The 26250-nt window shown below is 64.7% G+C and carries 29 protein-coding genes and 12 tRNA genes; 15 read left to right on the top strand and 26 right to left on the bottom strand.

All coding sequences use genetic code 11. From position 1 onward, the window contains the following. The 4 genes from AC1DYS_RS26070 to AC1DYS_RS26055 form a co-directional block, all read right to left on the bottom strand. Nucleotides 1-1683 (bottom strand): flavin monoamine oxidase family protein, encoded by a 1683-nt coding sequence (locus AC1DYS_RS26070; protein WP_477904471.1) that lies wholly within the window; start codon nucleotides 1681-1683, stop codon nucleotides 1-3. A 92-nt stretch (nucleotides 1684-1775) separates the two neighbouring features. Next, the gene (locus tag AC1DYS_RS26065) at nucleotides 1776-2096 is read right to left on the bottom strand and encodes a hypothetical protein (RefSeq protein ID WP_477904470.1); all 321 of its coding nucleotides are present in this window, start codon (nucleotides 2094-2096) and stop codon (nucleotides 1776-1778) included. A gap of 13 nt (nucleotides 2097-2109) precedes the next feature. Then, nucleotides 2110-2265, bottom strand: a complete 156-nt coding sequence (locus AC1DYS_RS26060; RefSeq protein WP_477904469.1) for a hypothetical protein — start codon at nucleotides 2263-2265, stop codon at nucleotides 2110-2112. 31 nt (nucleotides 2266-2296) lie between these two features. Beyond that, the gene (locus tag AC1DYS_RS26055) at nucleotides 2297-2488 is read right to left on the bottom strand and encodes a hypothetical protein (protein ID WP_477904468.1); all 192 of its coding nucleotides are present in this window, start codon (nucleotides 2486-2488) and stop codon (nucleotides 2297-2299) included. Between the two features lie 134 nt (nucleotides 2489-2622). On the opposite strand from AC1DYS_RS26055, the gene AC1DYS_RS26050 reads away from it, so the two are divergent. Beyond that, nucleotides 2623-3528, top strand: a complete 906-nt coding sequence (locus tag AC1DYS_RS26050; RefSeq protein WP_477904467.1) for a LysR family transcriptional regulator — start codon at nucleotides 2623-2625, stop codon at nucleotides 3526-3528. A gap of 26 nt (nucleotides 3529-3554) precedes the next feature. On the opposite strand, the gene AC1DYS_RS26045 is transcribed toward AC1DYS_RS26050, so the two are convergent. Beyond that, nucleotides 3555-5696, bottom strand: coding sequence for a metallophosphoesterase (locus AC1DYS_RS26045; protein ID WP_477904466.1), 2142 nt, complete (start codon nucleotides 5694-5696; stop codon nucleotides 3555-3557). Between the two features lie 95 nt (nucleotides 5697-5791). On the opposite strand from AC1DYS_RS26045, the gene AC1DYS_RS26040 reads away from it, so the two are divergent. Then, the gene (locus AC1DYS_RS26040; RefSeq protein ID WP_477904465.1) at nucleotides 5792-6202 is read left to right on the top strand and encodes a YbaN family protein; all 411 of its coding nucleotides are present in this window, start codon (nucleotides 5792-5794) and stop codon (nucleotides 6200-6202) included. Between the two features lie 20 nt (nucleotides 6203-6222). On the opposite strand, the gene AC1DYS_RS26035 is transcribed toward AC1DYS_RS26040, so the two are convergent. Then, entirely contained in the window at nucleotides 6223-6822 is a 600-nt protein-coding gene (locus AC1DYS_RS26035) for a M15 family metallopeptidase (RefSeq protein WP_477904464.1), read from the bottom strand. A gap of 1497 nt (nucleotides 6823-8319) precedes the next feature. Here AC1DYS_RS26035 and AC1DYS_RS26030 point away from each other — a divergent pair. The 3 genes from AC1DYS_RS26030 (at nucleotide 8320) to AC1DYS_RS26020 (ending at nucleotide 9337) form a co-directional block, all read left to right on the top strand. Next, nucleotides 8320-8562: a hypothetical protein gene (locus AC1DYS_RS26030; RefSeq protein WP_477904463.1), complete on the top strand. Its 243-nt coding sequence runs from the start codon at nucleotides 8320-8322 to the stop codon at nucleotides 8560-8562. 119 nt (nucleotides 8563-8681) lie between these two features. Continuing rightward, nucleotides 8682-8996 carry a YdhR family protein gene (locus AC1DYS_RS26025; RefSeq protein WP_477904462.1) on the top strand — a complete coding sequence of 105 codons (315 nt, stop codon included), beginning with the start codon at nucleotides 8682-8684 and terminating at the stop codon, nucleotides 8994-8996. Nucleotides 8997-9058: 62 nt separating this feature from the next. After that, nucleotides 9059-9337, top strand: coding sequence for a hypothetical protein (locus tag AC1DYS_RS26020; protein WP_477904461.1), 279 nt, complete (start codon nucleotides 9059-9061; stop codon nucleotides 9335-9337). A 15-nt stretch (nucleotides 9338-9352) separates the two neighbouring features. On the opposite strand, the gene AC1DYS_RS26015 is transcribed toward AC1DYS_RS26020, so the two are convergent. Continuing rightward, nucleotides 9353-9631, bottom strand: a complete 279-nt coding sequence (locus tag AC1DYS_RS26015; protein ID WP_477904460.1) for a WYL domain-containing protein — start codon at nucleotides 9629-9631, stop codon at nucleotides 9353-9355. Nucleotides 9632-9809: 178 nt separating this feature from the next. Here AC1DYS_RS26015 and AC1DYS_RS26010 point away from each other — a divergent pair, with 178 nt between their 5' ends. The 8 genes from AC1DYS_RS26010 to AC1DYS_RS25975 all read left to right on the top strand — a co-directional run bounded on the left by AC1DYS_RS26010 (nucleotide 9810) and on the right by AC1DYS_RS25975 (nucleotide 17522). Continuing rightward, on the top strand, nucleotides 9810-11399 hold the full coding sequence (locus AC1DYS_RS26010; RefSeq protein WP_477904459.1) for an alkaline phosphatase D family protein: 1590 nt from the start codon (nucleotides 9810-9812) through the stop codon (nucleotides 11397-11399). Between the two features lie 71 nt (nucleotides 11400-11470). After that, the gene (locus AC1DYS_RS26005; RefSeq protein WP_477904458.1) at nucleotides 11471-11902 is read left to right on the top strand and encodes a hypothetical protein; all 432 of its coding nucleotides are present in this window, start codon (nucleotides 11471-11473) and stop codon (nucleotides 11900-11902) included. Nucleotides 11903-12008: 106 nt separating this feature from the next. Continuing rightward, nucleotides 12009-13376: a TolC family protein gene (locus AC1DYS_RS26000; RefSeq protein ID WP_477904457.1), complete on the top strand. Its 1368-nt coding sequence runs from the start codon at nucleotides 12009-12011 to the stop codon at nucleotides 13374-13376. 10 nt (nucleotides 13377-13386) lie between these two features. Beyond that, nucleotides 13387-14754 carry a multicopper oxidase family protein gene (locus AC1DYS_RS25995; protein WP_477904456.1) on the top strand — a complete coding sequence of 456 codons (1368 nt, stop codon included), beginning with the start codon at nucleotides 13387-13389 and terminating at the stop codon, nucleotides 14752-14754. Between the two features lie 28 nt (nucleotides 14755-14782). Beyond that, nucleotides 14783-15286, top strand: a complete 504-nt coding sequence (locus AC1DYS_RS25990; RefSeq protein ID WP_477904455.1) for a cupredoxin domain-containing protein — start codon at nucleotides 14783-14785, stop codon at nucleotides 15284-15286. Nucleotides 15287-15300: 14 nt separating this feature from the next. Next, nucleotides 15301-15618, top strand: a complete 318-nt coding sequence (locus AC1DYS_RS25985; RefSeq protein WP_477904454.1) for a copper-binding protein — start codon at nucleotides 15301-15303, stop codon at nucleotides 15616-15618. A gap of 144 nt (nucleotides 15619-15762) precedes the next feature. Beyond that, nucleotides 15763-16743 (top strand): ABC transporter ATP-binding protein, encoded by a 981-nt coding sequence (locus AC1DYS_RS25980; RefSeq protein ID WP_477904453.1) that lies wholly within the window; start codon nucleotides 15763-15765, stop codon nucleotides 16741-16743. Next, on the top strand, nucleotides 16740-17522 hold the full coding sequence (locus tag AC1DYS_RS25975; RefSeq protein WP_477904452.1) for an ABC transporter permease: 783 nt from the start codon (nucleotides 16740-16742) through the stop codon (nucleotides 17520-17522). Before AC1DYS_RS25980 ends, AC1DYS_RS25975 begins: the two co-directional genes overlap by 4 nt. 27 nt (nucleotides 17523-17549) lie before the next feature. On the opposite strand, the gene AC1DYS_RS25970 is transcribed toward AC1DYS_RS25975, so the two are convergent. Beyond that, the gene (locus AC1DYS_RS25970) at nucleotides 17550-17957 is read right to left on the bottom strand and encodes a DoxX family protein (protein WP_477904451.1); all 408 of its coding nucleotides are present in this window, start codon (nucleotides 17955-17957) and stop codon (nucleotides 17550-17552) included. 229 nt (nucleotides 17958-18186) lie between these two features. Here AC1DYS_RS25970 and AC1DYS_RS25965 point away from each other — a divergent pair, with 229 nt between their 5' ends. Further along, a complete protein-coding gene (locus AC1DYS_RS25965) occupies nucleotides 18187-18348 on the top strand; it encodes a hypothetical protein (protein ID WP_477904450.1) in 162 nt (53 codons plus the stop codon). A gap of 147 nt (nucleotides 18349-18495) precedes the next feature. Here AC1DYS_RS25965 and AC1DYS_RS25960 read toward each other — a convergent pair whose 3' ends face one another. From AC1DYS_RS25960 to AC1DYS_RS25880, 17 genes are all read right to left on the bottom strand, one after another. Further along, the gene (locus tag AC1DYS_RS25960; protein WP_477904449.1) at nucleotides 18496-19230 is read right to left on the bottom strand and encodes a hypothetical protein; all 735 of its coding nucleotides are present in this window, start codon (nucleotides 19228-19230) and stop codon (nucleotides 18496-18498) included. 295 nt (nucleotides 19231-19525) lie between these two features. Continuing rightward, the gene (locus tag AC1DYS_RS25955; RefSeq protein WP_477904448.1) at nucleotides 19526-20545 is read right to left on the bottom strand and encodes a hypothetical protein; all 1020 of its coding nucleotides are present in this window, start codon (nucleotides 20543-20545) and stop codon (nucleotides 19526-19528) included. A 264-nt stretch (nucleotides 20546-20809) separates the two neighbouring features. Beyond that, entirely contained in the window at nucleotides 20810-21385 is a 576-nt protein-coding gene (locus AC1DYS_RS25950) for an HNH endonuclease (protein WP_477904447.1), read from the bottom strand. 133 nt (nucleotides 21386-21518) lie between these two features. Continuing rightward, nucleotides 21519-21592 (bottom strand) — tRNA-Lys (locus AC1DYS_RS25945). A gap of 13 nt (nucleotides 21593-21605) precedes the next feature. Next, nucleotides 21606-21695 (bottom strand) — tRNA-Ser (locus AC1DYS_RS25940). 155 nt (nucleotides 21696-21850) lie between these two features. Continuing rightward, a tRNA-Leu gene (locus AC1DYS_RS25935) sits at nucleotides 21851-21933 on the bottom strand. Between the two features lie 25 nt (nucleotides 21934-21958). Continuing rightward, nucleotides 21959-22029, bottom strand: a tRNA-His gene (locus tag AC1DYS_RS25930). Between the two features lie 19 nt (nucleotides 22030-22048). Continuing rightward, on the bottom strand, nucleotides 22049-23206 hold the full coding sequence (locus AC1DYS_RS25925) for a PcfJ domain-containing protein (RefSeq protein ID WP_477904446.1): 1158 nt from the start codon (nucleotides 23204-23206) through the stop codon (nucleotides 22049-22051). Nucleotides 23207-23245: 39 nt separating this feature from the next. Next, nucleotides 23246-23330 (bottom strand) — tRNA-OTHER (locus AC1DYS_RS25920). 8 nt (nucleotides 23331-23338) lie between these two features. Continuing rightward, a tRNA-Asn gene (locus AC1DYS_RS25915) sits at nucleotides 23339-23414 on the bottom strand. Nucleotide 23415: 1 nt separating this feature from the next. Then, a tRNA-Cys gene (locus tag AC1DYS_RS25910) sits at nucleotides 23416-23501 on the bottom strand. Between the two features lie 5 nt (nucleotides 23502-23506). After that, a tRNA-Arg gene (locus AC1DYS_RS25905) sits at nucleotides 23507-23584 on the bottom strand. A gap of 6 nt (nucleotides 23585-23590) precedes the next feature. Beyond that, nucleotides 23591-23666, bottom strand: a tRNA-Phe gene (locus AC1DYS_RS25900). A gap of 8 nt (nucleotides 23667-23674) precedes the next feature. Continuing rightward, nucleotides 23675-23750: transfer RNA gene (locus tag AC1DYS_RS25895), tRNA-Asp, on the bottom strand. 92 nt (nucleotides 23751-23842) lie between these two features. After that, nucleotides 23843-23917: transfer RNA gene (locus AC1DYS_RS25890), tRNA-Glu, on the bottom strand. Between the two features lie 268 nt (nucleotides 23918-24185). After that, nucleotides 24186-24261, bottom strand: a tRNA-Gly gene (locus tag AC1DYS_RS25885). Nucleotides 24262-24462: 201 nt separating this feature from the next. After that, nucleotides 24463-24657 carry a hypothetical protein gene (locus AC1DYS_RS25880; protein ID WP_477904445.1) on the bottom strand — a complete coding sequence of 65 codons (195 nt, stop codon included), beginning with the start codon at nucleotides 24655-24657 and terminating at the stop codon, nucleotides 24463-24465. A gap of 126 nt (nucleotides 24658-24783) precedes the next feature. Between AC1DYS_RS25880 and AC1DYS_RS25875 the strand changes: the two genes are divergently transcribed. After that, entirely contained in the window at nucleotides 24784-25155 is a 372-nt protein-coding gene (locus AC1DYS_RS25875; RefSeq protein ID WP_477904444.1) for a hypothetical protein, read from the top strand. Between the two features lie 28 nt (nucleotides 25156-25183). On the opposite strand, the gene AC1DYS_RS25870 is transcribed toward AC1DYS_RS25875, so the two are convergent. Further along, a complete protein-coding gene (locus tag AC1DYS_RS25870) occupies nucleotides 25184-26212 on the bottom strand; it encodes an endo alpha-1,4 polygalactosaminidase (RefSeq protein ID WP_477904443.1) in 1029 nt (342 codons plus the stop codon). Nucleotides 26213-26250: the final 38 nt, after the last annotated feature.

Genomic DNA, 26250 nt, shown 5'->3' with positions numbered 1-26250 from the left:
TTACTCCGGCAGGGCGATCGGGCCGATCTCTCGGAACACATCGCCGGGGCCCGGGTTGTCGGCATGCGTGGCCCCGCCGAAATGGCGGACGATGCCCCACACCGCATTCAGCGAGGTCTGCACCGCGCCTTCGACCCACGCGGGCGTGAACGACACGTCGTCGCCGGCGATGAAGATGCCACGCTGCGCAGCCGGCATCGCGTCTTGCATGAAGTGCGCGTACATGCGCTGGTTGTAGCGGTAGTGGCCGGGCAGCGCGCCCTTGAACGCGCCCAGGAAGTGCGGGTCGGCCTCCCACGAGACGGTGATCGGGTCACCGATGATGTGGCTCGCGATGTCGACGTTGGGGTAGATCTTCTTCAGCGAATCGAGCGCCAGGCGCACGCGCTTTTCAACCGAGTGCGGCAGCATCTTCAGTGCATCGCCCATCCACGAATACGTGAGGCAGATGACGCCGGGCTTGCCGGGTCCGTGGTCGAAGAGGTAGGTGCCGCGGGTGAGCCGGTCGGTCAGCGTCATGCTCATCACGTCGCGGCCGGTCACCGGGTCCTTGTCTTTCCAGAACGGCCGGTCGACCATCACGAAGGTCTTGGACGACTGCATGTAGCGCGTGCGGTCGAGCGCCATCCACATCTTGTGCGAGAAGAGCGTCTCTTCACAGTCGATCTGCGTCGTCAGCAGCCAGCTCTGGCAGGTGGCGAGCACCGCGGCGTAGCGGCGAGTGTCGCCCCAGCAGTCGGTGAGGGCCAGACGCCCGTCGGCCTCGCGGCGGATGCGCGCGACACCGGCGCGCGTAGCGCCTGCGTGCAGCGAGGCGAGCGTCGTGCCCTGCGGCCAGTGCGCCATCTGCTCGGGCGCGTGCTGCCATAGGCCGATTGGCACTTGGTCGACGCCGCCGACGATGAGCCGCTGGTTCTCGTCGAAGGCGTTCACCACGACACGCAATATCTCAAGCATCGAGTTGGGGAAATCGGAGTCCCAGCCGCCGGTGCCGAAGCCCACCTGGCCGAACACTTCGCGGTGGTGGAACGACAGTTTCGAGAAGGCCTTCGACGTGGCCACGAAGTCGTAGAACGTGCGGTCATCCCACAGCGGCACGAGCCGGTTCCACAGGGCCTTGAGCGCCTTCACGTCGCGGTGGCGAATGGCGTCTTGCACGGCGTTGAAGTTGGCGCCGTCTTCCAGCGCCTCGGCCCAGGCCTGCGCCACTTCACGAAAGAGCGGCGGCAGGTCGTCGAGGTGGCGCGCGTAGTGGGTTTCGCCTTCCAGATCGATCACCGTGCTGCCCGATGCGTCGGTCAGCGGGTTGGGGAAGGGCTCGGACTTCAGTCCGAGCTGGTCGACGTAGTGATAGAAGGCCGTCGAAGAGATCGGGAAGCGCATGCCGCCGAGTTCGGCGATCACGCCCGCCGGCCCCTCGAAGCGCTGCGAGCGCAGGCGCCCACCCATCTTCGAGGCTTCGTAGACGACGGGCTTCAAGCCCAGCTTCATCAGCTCGTAGGCGGCCACCAGGCCCGCCATGCCCGCACCGATGATCGCGACCTCGGCACCGTGGTGCGCTGTGGGGATGGAACCCAGCCCGGCCGGGTGCTTGATCCAGTCGTCGAACGCGAACGGGAAGTCGGGGCTGAAGCCGGTGACGGGGCGGGGCGTTGCGTCGGCGGATGAAGGGATCAATGTCATGCGGGGCTCGGCCTTGAAGGCAATCGGCGCTGGTTGCCCAGCTTGCCTTCAATGGTACGAGCCCGACGCACTTGGCGCCGAAATGCGCCGTTCTAGTTTTGCCGCCTGTCGATCGCGGCGCGTGCGATGTCGAAGCCCGCGCTCAGCGCTTCGTCGAAGGTCGCGTAGTCGGTGATGTACTCGATCGTCCGGCTGGGCTCGCCATGCGGCGTGCCGTGGATCAGCACGGCGATGTAGCTGCCTTCGCGCACGACGTCTTGCACCACGTTCACATCGACCTCTCGCCCTTTGTAGCGCGCGAAGGCGCTGCGCGAGTCCGGGCGAGGCGACGTGATCCGGTAGGCCTGCAGCGTGGCCTCACCCACGGCAGGCGTGCGGTTCACGGAGGCGGTGCGGCCGGTGATCGAGGCCATCGCCATGCTCCCGTCAGGCCGAAGCCCGCATCCCGGTGGTGCGGGTGGCGCGAGCAGCGCGGGTTGAGATGTCGCCACGCACTGCGCGCAGGAATACCGCCAGCGGCGTGGCAGCGATGAGGGCGCGCAGTTCGTTCGCGAGGGGCGACTGGTTCGAGGAGGTCTTCATGTTTTTCCTTCAGTTATTTGAGTGAATCGAGTCAGGCGCCACTCACGCCCACCAAGGTGTCCGCGACGGTGCGCACGCGGTGCCGTTCTGCACGGAGCACCACCGGATTGCGCAACCACTCGACAGCAAGCGCAACGCGCTCAGCAACATCGATCAGGAACGACGGCTTCCGGGTGGATGCCGACGTCTGGCTCGAAGCGATCTGTTGACGGTGCGTTTCCATCTGCCCACTCCTGGTTCGGTGATGCCTTGTCGATGAAGGAATATTGGGTGCCACCACTCAACAAGTAAAGCGAGTTTTATTGCCACTTGAATGCAATAATTTTGTGGTGAACGGCACTCACAGGGCAGCACGGCATGGACATCACGCTCGCAAGAACCTTTCTCGACATCGTGGCGGCTGGCAGCTTCGTGAACGCCGCCGAGCGGCTGCACGTCACGCAGACGGCCGTGAGCGCCCGCGTGCGCACGCTCGAAGAGCAGGTGGGTGCCAAGCTCTTCGTCCGCAACAAGGCGGGGGCCACGCTCACGCCCGCGGGCGAGCAGTTCACGCGCTACGCCTCGATGCTGGTGCAGGTGTGGGAGCGCGCACGCCACCAGGTGGCGGTGCCGCCGGGGCGGCAGTCGGTGTTGACGATCGGCTGCGAGATCAGCCTGTGGGACCCGCTGTTGCTCGACTGGCTGCTATGGATGCGCACGGCGGCGCCTCACCTCGCCCTGCGCACCGAAGTCGGCTTCCCATCGGACCTGATCGACCGCGTCGCCTCCGGCATGCTCGACATCGCGGTCGTCTATGCGCCGCAACAGCGGCCGGGCCTGCGCATCGAGCTGCTGATCGAAGAGAAGCTCGTGCTGGTCACCACGCTGAAGAAGGGCCATGAACTCGACCCGGAGCACTACGTCTACGTCGACTGGGGCCCCGAGTTCGCCGCGCAGCACAGCCTTGCGTTCCCTCACCTCGGCAACACCGGCGTGATGGCCGGACTCGGGCCGCTCGGCCGTGAATACGTGCTAGCGGCTGGCGGCTCAGGCTACTTTCGGCTTGCCGTGGTTCGCCGCCACATCGAGAGCGGCAAGCTGCGCCGCGTGCGCGGTGCACCGGAGTTCCTGTACCCGGCCTATGCGGTGTTCGCCGAGGGCGCGGACGCCAACGTGGTGAACCCTGCGCTCGACGGTCTGCGGCACGCGGCGGGCTCCGCCACAGCGGAGCCCGCTGCCGCACCGGCGCCCCGCCGGTCGACGAAAGCCCGCGCCATCCGCTAGCCGCGGGCGTCGGCGCCGCCGGTGGTTCAGTTGAAGCTCAGGCTCCCCGCATTGGCGCTCGTCAGCTTCTTGTTCTTGAAGTCGACGACGAAGTGATCACTGGGCTTGCCGGAACCGAGGCCCTTGAAGATCGAGAAGACCTGCTTGAACTGGTTCTGGAACAGCACCTCCACGGCGTTCTGGTCCGATGGCTTGTCGCCCACTTTCACGATGGCAGCCGGCGCCGCCGGGAAAGCCGACATCAGCAACTTGTACTGCTTCACACGCGTCTCGCCCATGTCGCGCAGCGAGAGTTCGCCAGCGTAAACGGTGCGATGGAAGTCGCCGTAGAAGTCGTAGGCCGTGACGGTGGCCATCGCGTCGAAATCGAGGCCGGCGTCCGTTGCGAGTTTGCGGGCTTTCGAGCTGGCCTGTGCCCAGTCGGCCGCCAGCGTGTCGGCTGCCACCGCCGTGCCTGTGGCCGTGCCGACAGCGGTGCAGGCGGCAGTGAGTGGCACCACGCCCGGCACGTCTTTCAGCTGCGAGAACGTGACGGCCGTCTGCAACTGCGTCATCGTCAGCATCTGCGCGAGGTTGAGGCTGGTGGCGGCTTCCTTCATCTCGCAGGGCCAGTACTCGTCCATGAATCGCAGGCGGGAGAGTTCACCAAAGTAGTAGTGCGTGAACTTGCCGTAGCTCGTGGTGTCGAGCACCGCACGGTTCCAGCGCTTCGCCACGTCGGCCGGTGCGCTGCTGGATTGCAGCCACGCATATTCGGTCTCGTAGAACGGGAACAGCTCCTTGAAGCGCGGCACCTCGTTCAAGCCGACGGTCAGGATGTCGGCCGTGTCCTTGTCCTTGAAGGTGACGATCTTGTAGGCCGCGCCGTAGACGGCGAGCGATGGCGACTGCAGGTTGGCGAGGTAGTTGCCGTTCGCATCGGTGTAGTCGTTGCTGCCGTTGAAATGCATGTGCCCGCCGATGTGCAGCTGCAGGCCCGTGGCAACCACCGCCGCGGTGGTCGCGGCTTCGGGCACGCGCGCGGTCTGGAATGCGCCAGACTTGAAGACAGCCTTCATCGCCGTTGTCTGGTTGGCGTAGAAGTCCATCGTCGGGTAGTGCGAGAAGGCGATGAGCTGCTTGCCCTGAGCCTTAGCGCGCTCGTTCACCGACTTGATCCACTCGAGCAGGTGCTTCTTGTGGGTGATCACCTTGTTCCAGCCGGCATTGCCTGCACCGTCATAGCCCTTGAACACCTTGGGATTGGCCGGGTCGAAATTGGCGTTGGGCACATAGACGTTGGCGTCGATCGAGAGCAGCCACAGGCCCGGCGAAGGCTCCACCAGATAGCTCGCATCGGGCAGCGATGTGCAGCGCGTGTAGGCCTTGCCCAGTGCCGCTTCCCCGGCAGCCTTGTAGGCACCGCCTTCGCCTTCGAGGCAGATCTCGAACTGGCGCTTGGCGAGGTCGGACTGCACATGCGCTTCGGTGAACGTGTAGGTGCCGCCGGTGTACTGGCTGAACGGCGTTTCCCAGCGCAGGTCGTCCTTGTTCGGCATGAAGCCGAATTCGCCCAACCGCGCGAGGATGCTTTCGTAGCCCAGTTCCTTCAGCTGGTCGGTGCAGGCAACGGCCGGGTCGGCCGTCTTGCACGCGGCGTTGCCGGTGGCGTAGACCTTCTGCTCCTTGCCGTCTTTCGTCAGGAAGTCGTTCTTGCCGGCTTCATCGTCGTCATAGGGTTCGTTGGGGTCGTGGTTGCCCGGCGCGATGAAGAAGCGCATGCCCTTGGCCTGGTACTCCTTGAGGATGGCGGCAATGCCGTCGATGTTGATCGGCTGTGCGTCATCGGAGTAGTCGCCGGGGAGCGCCACGAACTTGATGCCCTTGGCATGGGCGTCGTCCAGCGCAGAGCGGAAGGCGAAGTAGTTCTCGTTGAACAGCCGCGTTGACGTGAGCTGTGCGTACATCGTGCGGATGGTCGCGTTCTTGCCGTCAGCGGTCGGGATGCCGGTGAAGGCCGTGGTCTTGAAGTCGCCGTAGACATTCTCGAAGTGCACATCGGTCATGAAGGCGACCGAAGGCGAGAAAGCCGGTTGCTCCGGAGGAGGGGGGCTGTTGCTGTCGCCGCAAGCGGCAACGACGAGCAAGGCGGCTGCAGCAAGCACACCGCACCAATGGGAAGGTCGCATGGAATCGGTTCCGTCTGAAGACAAACGTGCATGGTCGAGGGCGACGATGACGCGGCCGTGACGTGGCCATGACGTCTCGCCTTAGCATCGGGGCGATGAGTTCCATTCCCACCCGTGATCGGCCGCGCTGGCAGCGTGTGCTGTGGCTCGTGGCCGGCGTGCTGAGCCTCGTTGTCGGCGTCATCGGCATCGTGGTGCCGCTGTTGCCCACCGCACCGCTGGTGCTGCTGGCCGCCTTCTGCTTCTCGCGCGGCAGCGAGCGCTGGGAGGCGTGGCTGCTGGCGCATCCGCGCTTCGGCCCGATGATCCTCGACTGGCGCACCAACCATGCGGTGCCGCTGCGTGCCAAGCAGCTCGCCACGGTGATGATGGCGGGCAGCTCGGTGTTGTCGTGGTGGCTGATCCCGTCACCGTGGAATTGGTCGCCGGGCGTGTGCTGCGCGGCGGTTGCGGTGTGGTTGTGGCGCCTGCCGACCGCCGAGCCTTCGAGCGCCACCAAGCCCTGACGGGCAGGTGCATCGCGTCGTCAGTCGATGCGCGTGAAATGCTGGCGCACGTGCTGGCGGTCCAGCATGTCGAAGTGCCACCACTCGTTGTCGATGCCGTTGAAGTTGCCGAGCGCGAGCACGCGGCGCAGCAGTGCGCGGTGCTGAAGCTGCGTCGGCGTCAGCGCGCCGCTGGCCAGGTGCTGTGCTTCGAGCCGCGGATGGGAGAGCTCTGTCATCTCGTCGAAGCCGGTGCCCATGTCGAGCTCGCGACCTGTGGCGTCGATCAGCGTCGCGTCCAGCGCCATGCCGAACGAGTGGATGGAACCGCGCGCCGGATCGGCCACGTACTGGCGCAGCCCGGTGCCGTCGAGGTGGTTCCATAGCTGCACCTGGACGCGGTGCGGGCGCAGCGCATCCAGCACCAACAGGCGATGGCCTGGCGCCTCGCGAGCGAGCTGCTCGGCCGCACGTTCGAGCCCCTCGGCGGCAAGCCGATGTAGCCAGCTGCAGTCGAGCGCGCCGTAGAGATCGCGGCCGACGAAGTTGCGGAGGCCCGCGTAGCGCAAGTCGACAACGACGTCGGGTATCGATGAGAGGCGGCGGAAGTCGGGGTGGGAGGCAATGTCTTCACAGCGCATGGGTTGCACTCTAGGCGACAACTTCGGCTTGCGGGTATTTCACCAGCGGATGTTGATGACATCGGCTTCGCTGCGTGTGCGATCGACCACAGCACCGGCGCAGCGACTGCCTGCTGCGCGTACCTGACGCAACACTTCAACCCTGGGCCAGGGGCCGGCGCGCCGGCAACGCCGTGAGGACACGACGGCGGAGGGCACAAACGCTCCTCTGCCGACATCACTGCAGGCCCGGTGCACAAGCCGAACTCAGTAAAAGCGCTGAGCATGCCCGCATCGCTGCGATCGACATACCCCTGAGCCACTGCGAGAATCGTACGGCGATGTGCTTTTTGATTCCGTGCTTTTTGGATGGCCTAATGCGCCTGGTCACTTTCATAAGTCGAGCCATCAGGGCCATTGATACGGGGCGGATGGCTATCGTTCGCGGCTGTCTGTTTAGCTAACGTTAGGAGTCATGGGAGGGATCTGTGGAGAATTGGGAGTGCAAAGGCTGCAAAGCTCTTACGTCCGCAAGCACCGATGAATGCTGGAACTGCCACACCATCAAGGGTTCAACACCCTCTACTCTGGCTATGGCTGCTGCACGAGTGAAAGCGCAGGAGCGAGAGCGGGACTTAAGGCCCCGCGTTGTGTCCTTGGTTGTCGCGCAGGTTCTGCTGTTCATCGCGGCAGCCGTCGGTGCAGCAATAGTGGTTAAGCCAATCTATTGCCTAATCGCTTACTCAAACGGCTGTCCGTACAAGGTTCCAGAACTCAAGCTAATCTTTCTGGCAACCTCTCCACTCGTTGTAGTTGCGGTCGACGTGGCGCTCATCTTTCTCGTGGCGCCTACGAGAGTGCCACTAAAGTTTGCAGAGGAATTTGTGCACAACAAGCGTCCAAAGTTTCTGCGCCACTGGTACTCCAAGCTGCTGGCCAAGAGCTACTCGCGCACATGACGCCCAGCCCATCTATTGAAAGTACGTCGTCTGGCAAGCCCGCCGCAGCATTTCATGTCAAACGCTAGAGCGCATGTATCCGGTTCGAGTCACAAAGCCAAAGACTGAGCGCGCCCGAGAGTTGCGCGCACTCGCTGCAAGACGACAGTCTCACTGGCTGTCTGCTGCTCTCGCTTGGACAGGTTGCCTTGTAGGGTGCCTTTCTGTGCTTGTCCTGGTTGCCGGCCTGAGACAGGCATCTGGTCTACCGCATCTTCCCCGGCCGAACGTTGGCCCCGGCTTCAGCGAGGCGGCTACTGCCGCCATTGGAGCGATGCTCTTTAGCGGCAGCTTCTCCCTACTGGCTTTCGTCCTGGTAGGGGGCGCGCTCATCTATGCACAGGACCGTCTCCGCACTCTGGTCTTCTTGCTTCCAGCGCTCACTGGCATCGTCATGTTGGTCACGACCAGGTACTGGGCACCAAGCTGAGTGTCTGGCAGCATGTGCTCTACCAATTCAAAAAACCAAGCGCCGCCGGCCACGCCAATTGGTCACTATGGTCACACACTCCATCCCAAGATGCTCAAATCGATCGCAGTAGCAATAGCCTTGTCTCTTCTCGCCGCCATCGGAGCCGCGATTCTTGGAGCCATAGCAGTGAATACTCTTCCTTGCTCGTGGTTTGGTTCTGGTTTCGAGGGTGGTTGTGGTCTGGGTGCCGTGCTCCTTGTATCTGCTGCCTCGGTTCTTCTGGCCGTCGTGCTGGCCATCACATTCAACGTCTTGTACTTTCGCAAGAAGGCGTCCCGTGCTGAACCTTGAGTGGACTGAGTGCCATGAAGGCAGGTCTCTTTAGTCCGGAGCGGAGGCTTAACCTGGCAAGCGGGCGCCGCCCGTCAAACGTTAAGCGCAGTCACCATCATCCCAAAAGGAGGGTCTGAATGATCACAGCCATCACCACGTTCAAGTTGCCGAAGCCGATCACGCGGGAGGAGGCACGAACGATCTTCCTGAGCACGGCACCGAAATACCAAGGCGTGCCGGGCCTTGTTCGCAAGGTCTATGTCCTCTCTGAGGAGAGGAGCACGGTCGGTGGCATCTATCTCTGGAACTCCAGAGTCGACGCGGATGCCATGTACACGGAGAGTTGGAGAGCTTTCGTGCGCGAGAAGTACAGCACCGAGCCCTTGGTTACCTACTTCGACAGTCCTGTGGTGGTAGACAACGTCACAAACGAAATTCTTTCGCATGAGTAGCTTCGCCTTTTGCGCGCATGCTGCTCACGACGGTCCGCTGAAGTCAAACGCTCGCCACAGACATGCTCGATCCCTCGGACTTGCTTGAGTTGCCGAGGAGCTTCTTCGTTGGAGCCCTTCGAGCGTTATGGTGGCTGGCTTGGGACTTCTGCGTCGAGACCGTCGGCTGGTCAATCGGCTGGCTGGTGCTCAGGCTCGTCACGTTTGGCCAGTTTCCACGGGAGCCACTGGGCGGAGTGGAGCAAGCCAGTACGGCGCTTTCCCTTTTCGTCGAAGCCGTCGGCCTGGCCACGCTGGCAATCAGCATCTGGCTTCTATCAGGCAGTTGGCCTGACTTCTAGACGGAACTCGCACGCTCACAGCTGCGCAAAGATCGTCTTCATCGCCGAGTCGTCTTTCTTGTAGTTCGGCCCGGGCCGGACGAACACCTCGTCGAGCACCTCGAGGCCCGTGATCTTGGCGACGTCGAAGAGCGGCTCTCGCTCGCTGCCGCCTTGTAGCTGGTGAACGCGCAGCAGCTCGGTTCCGCGTGTGCCGATTCCGTAGCACTGCGGCTCAACGAGACGAAGCTTCCCGTTGTAGAGGAAGCGCAGCCGTTGCTTGTGCTCGATCGCTCTGACGAGTATCTGGTTCATGTCAGTCAATGCACCGTCTGTCTGGCCTCGATGCAGCATACGTCTGGGCGCTGCAACCAACAATCCGGCGGGGTATGCAGTGGCCGATCGGCCGGCTTTGGGTGGCCAGGAGCTGACGATTCACAGCGCTGTCATCACGACCCGCCAGCATGTCGGGTTCCACCTTGAAGGAACCCTGATGACCGACCTGTCCCTGCCGCGCCGCCGCTTGTTGATCGCCTCCGCCGCCACCGCGGCTTCCGGCCTGGGTGGCGTGCTTGCGCATGCACAGGCGCCGGCCGCCATCACCTCCGACCGGGCTCGCCCGGGTTTCCCGTCTGGCGTGCAAAGCGGTGACGTGCTGGGCGATCGCGGCATGGTGTGGGCGCGCAGCGATCGGTCCGCGCGCATGTGGGTCGAGTGGGCGACGACGGCGAGCTTCGCCAACGCACGCAAGCTGCGTGGCCCCTATGCGCTGGAAGCCACCGACTACTCGGCGCGCATCGACCTCACCGGCCTGCCTGCCGGGCAAGACGTGTTCTACCGCGTGACCTGGGAGGATCTTGCCGGCGGCGGCCTGAGCGCACCGCAGCAAGGGCACTTTCGCACCGCGCCGACGGAGAAGCGCGACATCCGCTTCGTCTGGTCGGGCGATACCGTGGGGCAGGGTTGGGGCATCAATGAAGACTTCGGTGGCATGAAGATCTACGAGGCCATGCGCCGCCTGAACCCGGACTTCTTCATCCACAGCGGCGACACCATCTACGCCGACGGCCCAATCCAGGCCGAGGTGAAGCTCGCCGAGGGCAGCCTGTGGCGCAACGTGGTCACCGAAGAGAAGAGCAAGGTCGCCGAGACGCTGAAAGAGTTCCGCGGCGCCTACCGCTACAACATGCTCGACGCCAACGTGCGGCGCTTCAACGCCGAGGTGACGCAGATCTGGCAGTGGGACGACCACGAGGTGATGAACAACTGGTCGTCGAGCAAGGACGTGGGCGGCGACGCCCGCTACACCGAGAAGAACGTGCCGCTGATGGTGGCGCGCGGTGCCCGGGCGTTTCTCGAGAACGCGCCGATGCGCTGGCATGCGCAAGAAGAAGAGGAGCGCGTGTACCGCAAGATTCCCTACGGGCCGTTGCTTGACGTGTTCGTGATCGACATGCGCAGCTACCGCGGCCCCAATACGCACAACCGCCAAGATGCGCTGAACGACGAATCGCAGTACCTCGGCCCGGTGCAGCTGGAATGGCTGAAGCGCGAACTCAAAGCCTCGAAGGCGACGTGGAAGGTGATTGCGTCCGACATGCCCATCGGCCTGCAGGTGCCCGACGGCAAGGACGCGCAGGGCCGCACCAAGTTCGAGGCCGTGGCCAACGGCGACGGGCCGGTGCTGGGCCGCGAGATCGAGATGTCGGGCCTGCTCTCGTTCATCAAGCGCCAGCGCGTGCACAACGTGGTGTGGCTGACAGCTGACGTGCACTACACCGCCGCCCACTACTACGACCCGAACAAGGCGCAGTTCCAGGACTTCGAGCCCTTCTGGGAGTTCGTCAGCGGGCCCTTGAACGCCGGCACCTTCGGTCCCAACGACCCGGACAACACCTTCGGCCTCGACGTGAAGTTCATGAAGGCGCCTGCTGCGGGGCAAGTCAATTTGCCGCCGAGCGCCGGCATGCAATTCTTCGGCGAGGTGCAGATCGATGCGAGGACGGCCGGGTTGACCGTTCACCTGCGCGACATCGACGGCGCGTCGCTCTGGACGACCACGCTCGCGCCCAAGCGGGCTTAGCGGGCTGGTCTTGACCTTGCCCCGGTGGCAAGGTTTAGAGTTCGGGCTCGTGCCGGCCTTTGTCCCCTGACTTGAAAACTCTCCGCATCTGCCTGCTGGTCTTGCTTGCCGTGCTGCTGCCCATTCGCGGTGCGGTGGCCGCGGCAATGCTGTGCTCGCCAGCGAGCATGAGCGGCCACAACCAGGCCCAGGCGCAGAGCCAGATGCCATCGGCGGAGCACGCGCACCATCACGAATCGATGATGGCCGCGGCGGACGAAGCGCCTGCACATGACCATGCCAGCCATCACGCTGATGAGGGCGCCGCGGGCGGTCATCACAACGACGGCAGCATGGAGAAATGCAATCTGTGCTGTGCCTTCTGCACGCTGGCACCGATGGTGAGCAGCCTGCCGTCTCTCCCGTCACCGATCGATCTGTCGGTGATCTCTTTCCCTGACCTCTCTGCGCCGGCCGCGAGCTTTCTCTCGGACGGCCAGGAGCGCCCTCCCCGAAGCACCTGACCCGTTGAGGCCTCTGCGAGAGGCCTGACAGCGCTCGCGCACGTGCTGCGCGCGCATCGGCTGGCGCGGGTTCAACCCGGCCAGCGGTCTGGATGTTTCGGGAACCATGAAAAACCATCTTCAACCCATTGCGGGGGCGGCTGCGTTGCTGCTGCTCGCGGGCTGCGCGTCGTTCTCGACGGACGGCGGCTTCGGCAAGGTTGCCGACCTCACGCGTGAGCGCACCGGCCAGGCCACCACCTGGCAGCGAACGAGCAGGGAGGCCGACTCGGCGCAGGCCCGCGTGGCCGAGCTGCTCAGGCAGCCGCTCAGTGCCGACACCGCCGTCGAACTGGCCCTGCTGAACAACCGCGGCCTGCAGGCGCACTTCTTCGAACTCGGCATTGCCGAGTCCGATCTCGTGCAGGCCGGGCGTCTGGCCAACCCGTCCTTTGCGTTCTCTCGCGTCGCCGGCGGTGGCGTTACCGAGATCGACCGCTCCATCGTGTTCAGCGTGCTGAGCCTGTTCACGATGCCCGCGGCCAAGCGGATCGAGCAGGGCCGCTTCGAGCAGGCCCAGTACCAGGCGGCGTCCGAGGCAGTGAGCCTCGCCGGTGAAACGCGGCGCGCGTTCTTTGCGGCCGTTGCGGCGCAAGACCTCGTGCGCTACGGCGAACAGGTTCAGGTGGCTGCCGACGCGTCCGGCGAACTCGCGCGCCGCATGCTGCAGGCCGGCAACTTCAACAGGCTGGCGCAGATGCGGCAGCAGGCCTTCCAGGCCGACGCGACGGCGCAGCTGGCACGCGCACGCCACCAGGCCACCGCCGAGCGCGAGCGGTTGGTGCGCCTGCTCGGCCTGTCGGGTGTGCAGCTCGGCTTCAAGCTGCCCGAGCGCCTGCCCGACCTGCCCACCGAGCTGGCAACCATTCAGAACGCCGAGCAGACGGCGATGGACAAGCGCCTCGACGTGCAGGTGGCCAAACGCTCGGCCGAGGCCACCGCCCATGCACTGGGCCTCACCCGCGCCACGCGCTTCGTCAACGTGCTGAATGCGGGCTACGTCAACAAGAGCCAGACCGGCGAGGCGCGCCGGAACGGCTACGAGGTCGAACTGGAGCTGCCCTTGTTCGACTTCGGCTCGGCGCGCTCGGCGCGCGCCGAAGCGAGCTACCTGCAGTCGGTCGCACGCACGGCCGAAGTGGCGGTCAACGCCCGCTCCGAAGTGCGCGAGGCCTACTCGGCCTACCGCACGGCCTACGAGCTCGCCAGGCACTACCGCGACGAGATCGTCCCGCTGAAGAAGCGCATCTCCGACGAGAACCTGCTGGCCTACAACGGCATGTTGCTGGGCGTGTTCGACCTGCTCGCCGACGCGCGCGACCAGGTGACGAGTGTCACCGGCTATGTCGAGGCGCTGCACGAGTACTGGGTGGCCGAGTCCCGCCTGCAGACCGCGCTGACCGGCGGCCCGGCCACCCCCGCCCCCGCCCCTTGAAGGAAACACGATGACCAACCGAAGAAACTTTTTGCGAAGCGCCGGCGCGATGGGCCTGGGCGCCGCCGCCGTCAGCCGCGTGGCGGCTGCATCCTTGCCCGAGGCGGTGACGCAGTCGTCTGCTGCCACGCAGCCTCCACCTGCGCCGAGTACCGGCCGGCCCTACAACCCGGTCGTCACGCTCAACGGCTGGTCGCTGCCGTGGCGCATGAAAGACAACGTGAAGGAGTTCCACCTCGTCGCCGAGCCGGTGGTGCGCGAGCTCGCGCCCGGCATGAAGGCGCGGTTGTGGGGCTACAACGGCACCAGCGCGGGCCCGACGATCGAAGCTGTCGAAGGCGACCGCGTGCGCATCTTCGTGACCAACCGCTTGCCCGAACCGACCAGCGTGCATTGGCACGGCCTGCTGATCCCCTCGGGCATGGACGGCGTGACGGGCCTCACGCAGCCCGCCATTGCGTCGGGCAAGACCTTCGTCTATGAGTTCACGCTGACGAAGTCGGGCACCTTCATGTACCACCCGCACGCGGACGAGACGCTGCAGATGGCGATGGGGATGATGGGCCTGTTCATCGTGCACCCGAAGGACACGCGCCAGCACAAGGTCGACCGCGACTTCGCGCTGCTGCTGGCGGCCTACGACATCGAGCCGGGCTCGGCCACGCCGAAGGTGAACACCATGCTCGACTTCAACCTGTGGACATGGAACAGCCGCGTGTTCCCGGGCATCGACCCGCTGGTCGCGCGCACCGGCGACCGCGTGCGCATCCGCGTGGGCAACCTCACGATGACCAACCACCCGATCCACCTGCACGGCCACACCTTCGAGGTGACCGGCACCGACGGCGGCTGGGTGCCCAAGTCGGCGCGCTGGCCCGAGGTGACGACCGACGTCGCCGTGGGCCAGATGCGGGCCTTCGAGTTCGACGCGGTCGCAGGCGACTGGGCCTTCCACTGCCACAAGTCCCACCACACGATGAACGCGATGGGACACGACGTGCCCACCATGGTCGGCGTGGATGCGCGCGGTGTCGTCGACAAGATCACCCAGCTCGTGCCCGACTACATGCACATGGGCGACAAGGGCATGCACGACATGGGCGAGATGGAGATGCCCCTGCCCGACAACACGCTGCCGATGATGACCGGCAGCGGCCCGTTCGGCGGCATCGGCATGGGCGGCATGTTCAGCGTGCTCAAGGTGCGCGACGACGTGAAGGCGGGCGACTACCGCGACCCCGGCTGGTTCAAACACCCGGCCGGCAGCGTGGCACGCGAGTACACGGGCGAGCTCGAACCTGCGGTGCGCGCTCCTTCACCCGCTGCCGATGCCAACACACTCAAGGCACGCAAACCCACGGGCCACCAGGGCCATTGACTTCATCTCTTCCATGAAAGCACTGCACATGAACAAGCGTCTCAATCTGATCACCACCACGGCCGCCACGGCGATGGTGTTCGTCACCTCGACGGCATTCGCGCACGGCGATGAACACGCCGAGGCACCGCGCGACTACGACGCCGCGAAGGTCGAGGCCACCGCCTTCGGCCAGGAGGGCAACCCGAAGAAGGCCACGCGGACCGTTCAGGTCCACATGGCCGACAGCATGCGTTTCTCGCCGGCCGACGTGTCCGTCCGGCGCGGCGAGACGGTTCGCTTCGTGGTGAGCAACGACGGCAAGGTCCTGCACGAGATGGTTCTCGGCACGCCAGAGGCGATCAAGGAGCATGCCGAGCTGATGAAGAAGTTCCCTGAGATGGAACACGCCGACGCGAACATGGCTCACGTGAAGCCCGGCGCGAAAGGCGAGATCGTCTGGCAGTTCACGAAGCCCGGAGTCTTCCAGTTCGCGTGCCTGCAGCCCGGCCACTTCGAGGCGGGCATGGTTGGCAAATTGACCGTCAAGTAAACGAGGTACCCATCATGAAATCCATTGTTCTGTTCTCCGCCCTGCTGATCGCCACGGCGACCGGCGTTCACGCCCAGACCCAGCCGGCTGCTTCATCACCTGCGACACAAGCGATGACCGAAGGCGAAGTGCGCAAAATCGACAAGGCCGCCGAGAAGGTGACGCTGCGTCACGCACCGATCGGCAACCTCGGCATGCCCGCGATGACCATGGTCTTCAAGGTCGCCGACCCGAAGATGCTCGACACATTGAAAGAGGGCGACAAGGTCCGCTTCTCTGCCGACAGGCTCAACGGCGCGATCACGGTGACGGGCATCGAGGCCGGGCACTAGGGCGAACGCTAACGCGAGGCACGAATGGCAAGAGGTGGCAAGAAGACGGGCGCCTGCCCACACTGAGAGTCAGCGTTCTCGGGCGGCGCCCTGCCGATGCGGCGGTTTGCTCCTACCATGCGGCACCGCCTGCTGAATCGCCCCATGACGTCGACACCCATTGCCCCGAGTTCGGTTTCCATCTCCGGCCTGACCAAGACTTACGCCACCGGCTTCCGGGCGCTCAAGGGCGTCGACCTCGACATCCGCCGCGGTGAGATCTTCGCGCTGCTCGGCCCCAACGGCGCCGGCAAGACGACGCTGATCTCCATCGTCTGCGGCATCGTCACCGCGACGGCGGGCACGGTCACCGTGGCCGGGCACGACATCGGGCGCGACTACCGCATCACCCGCTCGAAGATCGGCCTGGTGCCGCAAGAGCTGTCGACCGATGCCTTCGAGAGCGTGTGGGCCACGGTCAGCTTCAGCCGCGGCCTGTTCGGCCGGTCACCCAACCCGGCGCTGGTGGAAAAGGTGCTGCGCGACCTCTCGCTGTGGGAGAAGCGAAACGATCGGATCATGACGCTGTCCGGCGGCATGAAGCGCCGCGTGATGATCGCCAAGGCCTTGTCGCACGAACCGGAGATCCTGTTCCTGGACGAGCCGACCGCCGGTGTGGACGTGGAGCTGCGCCGCGACATGTGGGCGCTGGTGCGTAAGCTGCGCGACGGTGGCGTGACCGTCATCCTCACCACGCACTACATCGAAGAGGCCGAAGAGATGGCCGACCGCATCGGCGTCATCAACAAGGGCGAGCTGATCCTCGTCGAACAGAAGGCCGCGCTGATGAAGAAGCTCGGCAAGAAGCAGCTGACGGTCGAGCTGGAGCACCCGATCGACGCGGTGCCGGCTGCGCTCTCCGAATGGAACCTGGTGCTCAAGCCCGGAGGCCACACCTTGCAGCGTGACTTCGACGCCGACGACACGAGCGCGGGCGTGGTGCCCTTGCTCAAGCGCATGGCCGAGATCGGCCTCGGCATCAAGGACGTGAACACCCAGCAGAGCTCGCTCGAAGACATCTTCGTGAGCCTGGTGCATGACCGCACGCACGACACCCCCCAACCCAGTGCAGGAGGCGCGCGATGAGCAGCAACGTCGGTTCCTTCAATGCCTATGGGGTGTGGGCGATCTACCGCTTCGAAATGGCGCGCGCGTTGCGCACGCTGGGGCAGAGCGTGGTGGCGCCGGTGATCACCACCTCGCTCTACTTCGTGGTGTTCGGTGCGGCCATCGGCGCGCGCATGTCGGAGGTGAGCGGCGTGGCCTATGGCGCGTTCATCGTGCCGGGGCTGATCATGTTGTCGCTGTTCACGCAAAGCTTGTCGAACGCGTCGTTCGGCATCTACTTTCCGCGCTTCACCGGCACGATCTACGAGCTGTTGTCGGCACCGGTGTCGTCGCTCGAGATGGTGCTGGCCTACGTCGGCGCGGCGGCCACCAAGTCGATCGTGCTGGGGCTGATCATCCTGGCCACGGCCAGCCTCTTCGTGCCCCTCCACATCGCCCACCCGTTCTGGATGATCGCGTTCCTGGTGCTCACCTCGGCCACCTTCAGCCTGTTCGGTTTCATCATCGGGCTGTGGGCCAAGGGCTTCGAGCAGCTGCAGTTCGTCCCGATGCTGATCATCACGCCGCTCACCTTCCTGGGTGGCGCGTTCTATTCGATCGACATGCTGCCGCCGGTGTGGCGCACCGTCACGCTGTTCAACCCGGTGGTCTACCTGATCGACGGCTTTCGCTGGGCCTTCTTCGACACGGCCGACGTGGGCATCTGGTGGAGCTTGGGCGCCACGCTGAGCCTGCTCGCGGTGTGCCTGGCCGTCGTCAGCTGGATGGTCCGCACCGGCTATCGGCTGAAGAACTGAGGCCCGGCAGCCGGGCCAGCTCGCTGCCTACGCGGCCGCGGGCCGCAGTTTCGCGTCGAGGCTCCAGGGCCCGCCACCGGCGGCGGCCAGGTACAACAGCCCGAAGCAGTAGAGCACCGCAGCCTCGCCTTGGTTGAGCATCGGCGACAGCACGAAGCCCTTGGACGCGTGGCCCATGAAGTAGGCAAACGCCATCTCACCCGACAACACGAATGCCGTGACGCGGGTGAAGAGCCCGACCATCAGCAAGGCGCCGCCCACCAGCTCCAGAATGCCCGCCACGCCGATCAGCGACATGATCTGCAGGCTGTCGAAGCGCGGGTCGTGCGGGAATCCGAGCAGCTTGGCAGTGCCGTGCTGCAGCATCAAGAAGCCGAAGATGATCCGCATCACGGAGAGCAGGCGCTGAACCAGCACCGGGTCGGGTTTGTACATGGCGATCTCCTGGTTGTTGTTGACATTGGCGAGAACGATGCCGCGCCATTCTTTCACCGCAGGCGCACAGGCTCAAGTCTGTAATTGCCTACCCGACGTCAGGGTCTTGTCCGCTGCGGGCCACCGAAACACGTGAAACGCATGGCGGCTCAGCCTGAAACGCCAGCGAAACCGGCGCTGCCCACACTGCTTGCATCGAGGCGCCCTTCGGTGCCTGACAGGCAACACCATGAATCCGATGTCTTTGCTGACCCTGCCCCCTGCGCTGCTGCGTGAAGCGGTTCTCCGCCCCGATGAAGCGCACACACACGGCGAACGAGGCGAACGCCGCGTCACCCTGGCGTTGGCCTTCGTGGCCTGCCTGATGGTGGCAGCGCTCGCCTTCGCCTGATTTCGCCGATGCAGCAGTGCGCCTCGGGCATCGCAGCGAGTGCTTGTGGACGGGCGGCAGTCACGCCGAGCCGCCTCCAAATCGTCGCCGGCATATCACCTGGCACGTCCTAGTGGACGTGTAGAGGGTTCCATGGCGTTGGGGCCTTCATTGCACTTCGCCGGCTCGGGCCGCGCGTGCGTAGTTCCTGAGTTCTTCGTCGCGCGGGTCGAGGCGCTGCAGGAAGTCGTCGACCAGTTGCTCCATCAGCGCTCGTCCCTCGTCGCCGATGTTGTGCCCAATCCCGTGCAGTGCGGCGACCTGTACTTCACGGCAGGGCATTTCCAGCATGGCGCGGAAGACATTCACGATGGCGACCTGCCACTCGGTCACGTCGGCCTGGAGCCGGAACGTGGGCCAGACGTCAAACCACATGTAGCACGCATACGCCAGCCGCCCCGTCGCCGAGCCGATCGGCGCATTGACGCCCTTGAGGCGAGCACCGAAACAGTCGCGCCAGAGCAAGGGCATCGCGTCCATCATGCGCATGGCTTCGTCGAGTGGGACGGAGGCGTCTGTGGCGGCAAATGGCACATTGCTCACCATGTTGCTCATCACGTAGTTCAGCCCCAAGCCGACCTGCTCATCGCCATAGCGCGCCAAATCGCGGCCCGCGTTGGCAAAGAGCACGGTCTGGATGCGCGTCCATTCAAGGGGCGTGGCCTCGAACTCGGGTTCGTCGAACTCCCAATACCACTCCTGTTCCTGCCCTTGCGGCACAGGCCGGTCGAAGAGAAAGCGCAAAGCGGCTTCATATCGCGACGTGTCTAGCCCCATGTCTTGCGGTGACCACTGTTGAGCGTTCATGTCGAGCAGATCGTCGTGCTTCTTCGTTGTTTTCACTTGGGTCTCACTTGCTGTGAATGGTGTTGGTGGACACGGCGGGATTCGAACCCGCAACACTACGGCGACCGCGGAATTTCACCCCGGCCGGGTCGACGGTTGGCAAACGCGCGCCAGTTGACACCCGTCATCGGAGCGGCAACCTGCATCCTCAACCGTACCCGTCGACTCACTTTCCCGCCGCAGCCGGTGTTACCCGGTCTGCCGATAACACAATCGTTTTTGGCAGTGGCGCTCCCTTCTGTGCCTTGCGTGCCCTTTAACTTGAGAGCGGAGCTTCGATACCTCAGGCGCTTCACGCCACGTGCAATGCACCGCGCTTGATGCGCGAGCCCACACGTTCGGTGCGGCGCCAGCCGCTGTTGTCGTTCAGGGTGATCCAGCGGCGCTCTTCGGCGCGGTAGAACCAGTCCTTGTCCTGCTGGTAGTAGACCTGCGTGCCCGTCGATTCCCAGATGTTGACGATCTCGTTGCTGTGCGCGCGCACCTCGTCGTGGTCGGTCGTGGCCTTCTGGCCCATCTCGCTGTAGCAGGCGTTCAGCTTGAGCAGCAGGTCGTTGACATCGGCTTGCATGCGCTGGGCCTGCAGGCCTATCTTCAAGGCTTCATCCAGCAGGATCGGGTAACCGTGCGACGGGTACTTGCCGTTGAGCGCCGTCGCGATGCCGTCGGCCTTCGCTTCATCGGCGATGTGATAGGCCAGCAACTCGCGGCACAACATGATCGACAGCGATTCCGCGCGGTCGACCGCGCCGATCACCAGCGGGTGCACATACTGGAAGAGCGCCTTGTATGCATTCTCCGACACGTCGCCCTGTTGCTCGCGCCACAGGCGGATCACGCGCTGCAGCTCGTTCAGGCTCACGCTCACACGGTCGTTGTCGCGGTCCACCGGAGACAGCGCGTGGTTGAGCGAGGTGTCGACTGCCGTCAGATAGGCCGTCGGGCCCATCTGGATGCCGTCGGCGCCGAGCGCGATCATCGTTGCGGCCGAGGCGCATTCCAGCGGCACCAACGCGACCAGGCGCTGGCAGTGCTGGCGCAGCAGGTTCACGAGACGCAGCGACACCTGGCCGCTGCCACCGTCCGACTTGAGGAAGAGGTAGATCACCTCATGCTGGCCGAGCCGTGCGAGCACGTGGTACAGCGCGACCACATCAGAGTGGCACACCGAGCCCCGCGGGCCGTTCCAGTAGGCCACGAGCGGGCCGCCCAGGCGTTCGGCCAGTTGGGCGATGAGCGCCTGCGTCTTGGTGAAGAGCACCGGCGGTTGCTTGATCTTGACCTCGATGGGAGGCAGTTGTTCGTTCTTCATGATGTTGTTTCTTCAGTGCCCTCCGCCCCTCGGGGAGCGCGCCCATTCAGCTTTGGCGCGCTCCCCCAACGAGCAACGCGAGGTGCGTTGTGTGATGCCCCAGGGCAACGCTGAACGAGTCCCTTGCGGACGGCGCCTCCTCGGTTTGGGCGGTCTGCGGCGTTGCAAATGCTCGCGATACCTGCGGGTATCGCTGCGCTTTGCGCCTTGCAGCCCATCCCAAACCGAGGCGCGCCGCCTCGCAGAGACTCATTCAGCGTCGCCTTAGTGAAGGCGAGACCCTTTCGGCAGGCGCGACGCCAGCCAGTCGTGCACGTCGGCGCGGATGTGCCTGCCTTCGAGCAGAAAGCCTTCGAAGCGGCTCGGCACGTACGGCAGGTACATGAGCGGCATGCCCGCTTCGTCCGGCGTGCGGTCGGCCTTGCGGCCGTTGCACCCACCGCAGGCCGTGACCAGGTTCATCCAGTTCCACAAGCCGCCGCGCGACTCGGGCACGATGTGCTCGCACTGCAGGTCACGCTCCGGAAAGCGGTCGCCGCAGTAGGCGCAGGTGAAGCGGTCGCGACGAAAGAGCTTGCCCTTGCTGAAGGACGGCACGACGTCGAACAGGTTCACGCGCGAGGCGCCGTGCAGCGCCACGATCGGGTGAATCTCGATCACCGACTGGTGGCCGCGAGCGACGTTGAAGCCACCACGCAGCGTGGCCAGCGGGCCGTCGCCATCGACCCACGCCACCGAACCCGTGGCCATGTGCGTGGCCGCGTGCTCGAGCGAGATCCACGCCTGCGGCGTGCCCTGGATGTCGAGTTGCAGCACGTGGCTGTGTGGGTGTGAGTGCATGGGTGGCCTCCCTTCTGTGGCCGTTGTGTGGTGATTGAATTGGCAGGGGCGGCAGGATTCGAACCTGCGTGAACCGGGTCAAAGCCGGGTGTCTGAGGCCGCTCGACTACGCCCCAACGGGTTGAAAACAATCTGGTGCGGGCGCAGGGTGTCGAACCCCGACCTGCCGGTTAAAAGCCGGCTGCTCTGCCGCTGAGCTACGCCCGCGTGCTGGGTTGAATGGTGGAAAGCAGAGGGATCGAACCCCTGCGGCGCTCGCGCACCGGCCACGCCTTAGCAAGGCGGCCCCTTACCGCTCGGGCAGCTTTCCTGATGGTTGTCCTGGCCGGTCACGATCCGGCGACCTGCGCCTTGTGAGGGTGTTGCTCTTCCATCTGAGCTACAGAACCTTTGACCCGTCACGGGACGTGACGGGCGTTCACGCCGTCCAAGCCCGCGCAGGCGGGCTTGGAGCCGCGGCGTTCACTCCCTTCGGTCCGAGTTGAACGGACATGCCTTGCGGCCACGGCTTCTGAGACCGTTGCGTATTCCAGTTCCGCCACGAGGGGTTTTTGATGAATGCATGCGCTTGGGGGTGACCGGTCGGAGTCGAACCGACACCAGTGGAGTCACATTCCACGGCTCTGCCGTTGAGCTACAGCCACACCCAAGCACACGCGCTGTCTATCGCAGGGCAATCCTGCGCGCCCTGGCCCAGCGTTCGAGCACGTTGCGCTCGTCCGCCTGCGCCAGCCGGTTGGCGAAGCCCCGCACCTGAACCGCCCGGCTTTGCTGGTCGACTTCTATCGTGAGCAGCCGGTCGATGCGGTCCTTGGTGCAGCGCCTGAGCGACCAGATCGATGCATGGCCGGCGATGCACTTGCTAGCGTAGGTCGACACGCAATGGCGCATCGCCCGGCTCTCCATCACCAGGTCATCGGCCTGCTTCAGCTGACGCACCACGAAACGCTCGCCTTTGGCGCGGGCGTCCTTGGCCGAGGGAACCCACTCCCAGTCGGCAAGCGGCGAGCCGGACCAATGCGCAGGTAGCGATGCATTCGCGTCGTGGGAGCTGGTCCTTCCCTCTGCTCGACGACGGATCGCCTCGATGCGCTCTATGGCTGCGATGTCGCGATGCCAATCGTGCATTCGGCGGCTGAGCGAGGCCAGTGTGCGCCCTTCGACGCTGTAGCTGGCATCACGACGACGACATTCGGTCAGGTAGTCGCACAGATCGTCGATCGTTTCCACCGGCGCGTGGTTGACGCAGAAGAACCGCGCCACCTCGCGCCAGAAAGCGATCTCGCCGCGCGGTGCGCGCGCGATCTTCGAGCGTGCGATACGAAGCGCCGGGGTGGGCTCGTCGGCGTAGGAGCGGGCAATCGCAAACCAGAAGGCTTCGTCGAAGCCCAGGCCGGCCGGGGTATTGAGGAACGCGTGGACTTCCTTGCGTGTCAACCACTGGCTGGCGCCCGCCTTGTAGAGCGATCCACCACACGCGGCCACGACGTACCAGCGCTTGCGCAGCCGCACTTCCTCCGCATCGAGCCCTGCATCGTCGATCCAGATGTGCTCGAGCATGGCAGGAACGGGATAGCGTGCAAAGAGGTGCCGAGCCGCTGCAAGGCGCAAGCGCGCAGCGTCGCGCGTCTTCATTTGCGGGTGCCACGAATGTGGGTCGCGCACGGCTTCGCCGGCGAAGCCGTGTTGTGCTTCCTCGATCGCCCGGTGGAAGTCCGGCGTGGGCCGGGGTTGACGTCCGACACGGCGAAGCGTGGCGTCGTAGATTTGTATTCGGTCGCGCTCGGCGTCCTGCCTGCGCTGGATCATCGTGCGTGCCATGGTGGGTCTCGTTGGTTGAAATTGATATGGAAATGGAAATGGTCTCGGTGGCAGGGCTCGAACCTGCGACCCTCGCGTCCCTCGCGTCCCAAACGCGATGCGCTGCCCGCTGCGCTACACCGAGACAGAAGTTGGCTCCCCGACGTGGCTTCGAACCACGGACCTCCTGGTTAACAGCCAGGCGCTCTGCCCACTGCGCTATCGGGGAATGGACTCGACGGTCCGATTCGAACGGACGCGGGCTGGCGCCGGCTGATTTGCAATCAGATGCCTTCGACCACTTGGCTACGTCGAGAAAACTGGTACCTCGTGCACGACTCGAACGTGCGACCCCCGGCTTCGTAGGCCGGTGCTCTGATCCAACTGAGCTAACGAGGTGTTGTCTGGTACCGAGAGAGGGCTTCGATCCCCCGACGCACGCGCTTTCAACGCGCCGCTCTACCTGCTGAGCTATCTCGGTCAATGTTCTGGCGCCTCGTGCGGGAGTCGAACCCGCGGCTTCCGGCTAGACAGGCCGGCACTCTGGCCACTGAGTTAACGAAGCAATCAATCCATCCGGTCACGGGTTCCGGCGCCGCCCAATCGTTGCGGCCGATTTCCACTCCCGAATCGTTGGCTCGACGAGAGTTCCTGTTCTGGTGTCGCGTGCGGGGTTCGAACCCGCGTACCCGGAATGAAAGCCCGGAGTCCTTACCACTAGACGAACGCGACGAATGCCACTGCGATGTCAGCCGGCACTGCGCTATGCCACAAGCAACGCCCAAGGATCCGGCTTTGCCGGTCCTTAGGGCGGCGCCCCCTGGGGGCAGGAGCGATAGCGACTGGGGGGCCAACAATAGCCTTCCACTTCGGCTGTGCCCTGACGCGAGCATCCCGTCGGATGTGGTGTCTCGCTGCACATGACCTGGCCATGGGTGATGCACATCCCGCACCGCCAACACCATGTCGCGCGGTACGGAGTGAAAAGACACAGCCGAAGTGGAGCGGATAACGAGTCTCGAACTCGTGGCCTCGGCCATGGCGTGGCCGCGCTCTTCCAACTGAGCTATATCCGCAAGATTTGCAAGACGGCCTTCGACCAGTATCGAGGTCGTCTTGCAGCAATTTGTTAAAGAGCATCTGCCGTTGCCGGCAGCGCGATCCAGCGATCGCCGGCTTGCGCCGATGCGCAGGCCGTTGTGGTGAAACAGAAAACAAAAAGGCCCGGATCCTTTCGGAATCCGGGCCTCTGCGAACAGAGCTTGGAGGGTGCGCGGCTAGGCGCTGCCCTCTCCCGGATGCATCTGGTCCTCGGCCCGATCAAGCTGCTGATGGCCCGCGGGTTGACCCAGATGCAGAGCACTCATGCAACCGCCAAACGAGCAGCCCATCGGCTTGATCGCCCCAGCGCACACGAACGCGACCAGCCCCATCAGGGGTCGGTTGCTTGTGACGATGCGCGAGGTTTTCACGATGAAGCTTTCGAAGAAAAATGGTGCTCGATGAGCAGAGGAAGCGGACTGTAAATAGTCTTTACTGTGCCGTCAAGCCCTTGCGACAATGCAAGTTGAACTCGTTGCATCTTGCGCACAACACCCGTGGACAACACCACCCTCATTCGAAGACAGAACGCACTGGCCCTGTTCCAGGCTCACGCCGAGAAAGCCATGGCTGCGGGTGCGGCGCCCAAGGGCCTGGAGCAGGCCTTCGCGGCCACGCTGCAGATCTCGCCCAGCATGTGGAGCCAGATCAAGGCCTCACGGCCCATCGGCGACAAGCTCGCACGGCAGATCGAATCGCTCTGCGCCAAACCCGCCGGCTGGCTCGACGAACGTCAGAAGGACGCTGCCCCCACGCCCGCAGAGACAGCCTTCATGGACCTGGCGCTGGCCGCGTGGCGTGCCACGAATGCCGCGGGCCGCAAGGCGCTGCGCGAGCAGCTGAAAGCCATCGTCGCGCAGTCGACGTGACCCGCCTCGCTGGCGCGAGGCGGGTGCGTCAGTCGCAGCTGTAGCGGGAGCTGCCGTCGAGTGAGAGCGGCAGCACCAGGGTGCGGATGCCCGCTGCCTTGGACGCTGCGCACAGCTTGTCGCGTGCGCCGTTCGAGTTGCTGGCGTAGCTGCTCTTGTACTCGGCGTTGAAGACGGGCTTGTTGTTCGACGTGAAGGCCGAGTAGCCGCCGCACTCGGAATACTCGTTGCATTGCTCGTTGACCGCGAAGTCGAACGACGGTTCGAGCGCCGCCAGTTGGTCGACGTCGTTCTTCAGTGCGATGGCCAGTCCGCGCGCGTGCGCCTCCTCGGCGAGGTAGCGGTTGTAGTCGAGCTGGTCTTGCGCCGTCAGCGTAAAGCCGGTCGAGTTGGTGTAGCCGTCGACGTTGTCAGGCTCGACGCCGTCGCAGCCCTTGGACTTGGCCAGGTCGAGCCGGCTCGCCATCACGGCGCGCACGTTGGCCGAGCGGATGTCGAGCCATTTTTCGCCTGCCCAGCCGTCGAGCGCCTTGCCCTTGTCGGCGGCAAGAAACTTCGCGTAGTCGGGGCGCCAGTCTTCGGAGCTGCCGGCCGAGAAGTAGCACACGACCTTGCGGCCCGCGGCTTGCAGCTGGGCGATCGTGGCGTTGCTCGCATCGACGAGGTCGATGTCGTAGACGGTGGCGTTGTACGAGGTGTTCAGCGTGCCGGTCAGCTGCCATTGCCAGGTGGCAGCCGCAGTGGGCTTCCACCACGAGCCGGGAGCAGGAGCAGGAGCAGGAGCAGGAGCAGGAGCAGGGCTGGGAGCAGGGCTGGGAGCTGGTGCTGGTGCTGGTGCTGGTGCTGGTGCTGGTGCTGGTGCTGGTGCCGCGGCACCGTTGGCTGCTTCAGGCTCGGCCCCGTCGCTGCCGCCGCAGGCGGCGAGCAGCAGGGCGCTGCCGCAGACCAGGCCGAGCAGCAGCGTGCTGTGCGCCCGTGCCGCCGAGCGGCTGATCGGTGTCGGTGTCGGCGTCGGCGTTGGCGTTGGCGTCGGCGTGACGGTGCGTCCCTGCTTCATGCTTCTTCTCCTTTTGGGGGCGTGCGGCCGGTCTGGCC

Source organism: Rhizobacter sp. P2_G4, assembly GCF_056403575.1.
This window is presented reverse-complemented; position numbering and strand designations above follow the sequence as displayed.